The organism is Rodentibacter rarus (assembly GCF_001998965.1).
Classification (GTDB): Bacteria; Pseudomonadota; Gammaproteobacteria; order Enterobacterales; family Pasteurellaceae; genus Rodentibacter; species Rodentibacter rarus.
In genome coordinates, this window is sequence record NZ_MLHJ01000105.1 from 1 (window position 1) to 3,449 (window position 3,449).

At 38.6% G+C, this 3,449-nt stretch carries 3 protein-coding genes and 2 pseudogenes; all 5 read right to left on the reverse strand.

All coding sequences use genetic code 11. The features are described 5' to 3' along the window. Positions 1 to 87 precede the first annotated feature (87 nt). Positions 88 to 828: a WD40 repeat domain-containing protein gene (locus tag BKK50_RS09970; protein WP_244149444.1), complete on the reverse strand. Its 741-nt coding sequence runs from the start codon at positions 826 to 828 to the stop codon at positions 88 to 90. Between the two features lie 792 nt (positions 829 to 1,620). After that, positions 1,621 to 2,148 (reverse strand): annotated as a pseudogene (locus BKK50_RS13250) (alpha/beta hydrolase); the annotation flags it as partial. Between the two features lie 65 nt (positions 2,149 to 2,213). Then, positions 2,214 to 3,089, reverse strand: a complete 876-nt coding sequence (locus BKK50_RS12920; RefSeq protein WP_244149446.1) for a hypothetical protein — start codon at positions 3,087 to 3,089, stop codon at positions 2,214 to 2,216. After that, a complete protein-coding gene (locus tag BKK50_RS12615) occupies positions 3,089 to 3,250 on the reverse strand; it encodes a hypothetical protein (protein ID WP_167366645.1) in 162 nt (53 codons plus the stop codon). The genes BKK50_RS12920 and BKK50_RS12615 overlap by 1 nt, the downstream gene beginning before the upstream one ends. Then, positions 3,241 to 3,363: pseudogene (locus BKK50_RS12925) on the reverse strand (transposase); the annotation flags it as partial. The gene BKK50_RS12615 and the pseudogene BKK50_RS12925, both read right to left, overlap by 10 nt. Positions 3,364 to 3,449: the final 86 nt, after the last annotated feature.

Sequence of the window (3,449 nt, forward strand, 5' to 3'; positions counted from 1 at the left end):
AATCGTGATTTTACCGCAACGGCACTCAATCAAAAATGGGTAACGGATGTGGCGGAATTTCACGTTGGGCAAGAAAAGCGCTATTTTTCACCGTTGATGTGGATTTAATACTGACCACATATAACGTCTTGCATTTTCACTCACTGCAATAACCCACTTCCCATCAGGGCTGATTCTTCCGGATGTTCGGTTTGAATTACCGTATAATCTTGCAAGAGGTTTTAAGGTCTTTTTGTCCCATAACGTCACCCCTTGATAACTGTCTTTTTTATATTTATCAGGATTGACCGGATTAGCGGTTAATTTGGTCTCAGCAGTTTCACCGTTACGTCCTTCCCATCCATCTCCGACCGACAAGAATTTATCACCGACAAGGGAAAAGGTGTAAGTCTGGCTAGGACCGATTGGGGCATCGGTATAAATTGGCACTAAATCTTTACCATATCCTTTATAGAATTTTCCCCATTCATCGGCAGATAAATAAAATAACTTATCCGCCGATATAATTTGTCCCTCTGTTTTAAAATGTGGGAATTGTAAAATTTCTTTGCCTTCTACATTTTGGATATGGACAACATTATTGCCATCCTGCCACATAAATTCATAGCTATCGGGAATAAAATAAGCACTGTATGGATTGGCATTTTTAGCTAAAAGTTTTTTTTCTTTCTTGGTTAAATCCCATAACACTAGTTCATCTTTTCCATGTGCACTAATGGCATATTTACCATCACTAGAAACACCCAGTGATACGACACCTGACATTGAATTACATCCGACAGCAAAGAAAGATAGAATAATTAAAATGAGTAAATTAGGTAATTTCATATATCCCTCCTAATAACGTCCAAATTTTGAATTCTTTTTGATTTTATTAATGATATATTTTTTATAACTTTCAGAGTAAATTAATGGAAAGACTTTATTTCTATCTGACATACCCTCCCATTCATACTCCCATTCACGCATAGCTGAATGAGTAATAAAATAGGGCATTTTTTTATTTTTATCTTTAGGGTCATCTATAACTTGAGGTATAAATTCTACTTTTTTAACTCTTCTCATTTCACTAATAAATTTATCAAAATACAATTCTTTATCTTGCTTACTTAGTTCCCTTTTCGTGTTTTTTCCCTGCACCGAATACAAATCCCCCCTCGCCCCCAATGGCAGGCGAATATCCATATTAATTTGTTGCCAATCATGCACAATAGTATAGGATAAAATCTCAATAATATGCTCTAACACCGCCTTTTGAATCGGGTCATCTTTCTTAAATCGTCTAAAACAACTCCAAGGGCGTAAATAGTAAATCTCATCGGAAATTCCGCCATGGGCAGAGAGCTTTTCCGCTTCCGCCTCAATGGCTTGTCGGATACGTGTTTCATTTAATTTGTTTCGTTGAATATTGTCACAGATATATTCCCGTTGACGGCTATCGCTGACATCCCGACAACCATATGCCTCCTTCAACTTTTCAATGCGGATATATTCATCGGAAATTTCTCTTGTAAAGCCTTGCTGATAGGCATCAGTGGGTTTTGTTGTCGGTTTGTTGAAACCGAATGTGGCGCTGTTATCAAACATTCTGATGGTGAGTTTGGCTTGATTGGCATTAATATAGTAATCCCCAAGTGGGGTTGTTCCGCCCGTCAGCACGCTGGATAATCTTGAATATTTTTTCGGATAAGCGCCTCCGAATAATCCCGACTTTTCCCTATCTCCCCAAAGGGTGTCACCGGCTACCACGCCGTCTTCGGTTGAATATAATACCGTGATTTGTTTTGCCGCTTTATGGGCGTAGGGAAAGATTTCCATCGCTGTTGGATTGAATTGTTTGGTGTAATGGTTGGTAAACGCATTATCGGCCACCACCGGCTCCCACATAATCAGATTATCGATTTGCTCATCATATTTTCCGTCAAAATCGCCTAAAATATTGAGCGCACTTAATGCCACTCTGGCACCAAGAGAGTGAGTTAAAATATTAATTTTTATCTTATTATCCAGCAGTTGTTTTAAGACTTTGGCTAACTCCCGACCAGCCTCATTGGCATACAGTTCCGCACGGAAAAATTCAAGGGAGGCTTTCACACTGCCGGACCAGGTTACGCCAATGATTCGACTATATTTTTCCCAATTATCAAATTTATCTAGCTTATCTTTTCCTGAGGCGGCTAGATTTAAATAATACTCGACATGAGGAAACCAACTTAGGGCTTCTTCGCCATTAAACCATTTATCATATTTTTATAGGTTTTTTCATTTAATTTTTCGCCTTTTCCCTGAATAATGTTGAGTAAATCATCACGTCCGTAATGCAGCCAAGGATGCTGTAATTCATCACTACTGATATTTATATTTGGCGGACGAGGGGTATTTTTGGAAACAAAGCTTGTATTTACGGCTTCTTCATAAAGGGGATAACGTCCCGTATGCCCTAAGGGCACGTTATAGCCATGAATAAAAAGCGTTGCGACATTACCATCCAGATGAATTTGATGTTTGATTTTTTCAATTTGTCGATACCTATCTTCCGCTGTTTGATTTTGTAAAAATCTTAGGTTAAGCAATATGGTCGGCGGTAAATAAGTGGCATTAATATTACAAATCGGACTACCTTTCTGCCAATAGGCGCCGATTTTTAACGGGTGGCTTGCTTGAAATTGGGGATTGTCATGCTTTACTACGGTTCCATCTTCTTCCGCTTTAATCAACACATAGCCATCACTTTTATCCGCTACAAAGTTTTCATTTACTTCAGCGAGTTCTCGCTGAATATCTGATTTTATCTGCGTTTCTCTTTGTTGCTTACGGCACAAAAACCAAAATACCTCACCACAGCGAATTTCTGCCGAACCGTTTATACCTCTTCCATGAATACTCATTCCACCGGAATCGGTTATTCCCATAAAAACTTTTCCGGTGGAATCATAAAGTCTCACCTCTATGCCTGAGGGCAAAGGATGACCTAAGGTATCTTTATGGTGAAGACGCACAATATTTTTACAGCTGTCAGTACCTGAGCCTGTTGACTCTGATATGTGATGTTGTTTAAATTGTTTGTGGGATTGTTGTAAACTTGGCATTAATCCACTTCCTTAAAGTAATTATTGATTTGCTTTTGTTGCTCTAGCACATCAAGACGTTGTTGAATGTAATATAACTTTTCCGGTTCCGAAAGATAATTTAGCGTTAAAAGCTTGGTGATGATTGCCTCAGGATCGAGCTTATCAACGGTTTTAGCCAATAAATAACGAGAGAGTGAGAAATTTTATGAAGTTTAGCCACCTCACGGATACCATAATCCTGTTCTGTGACGAGTTTGATAATTTTTAAACAAAATTGATAAGAATAGGACATCATCTGCACCTCAAATTGGGTGTCCAGGTTTTGGGGTGCAGATCAAATTGCGGTTAAAAACACCTGCATTTTCCGGTATTATGCAG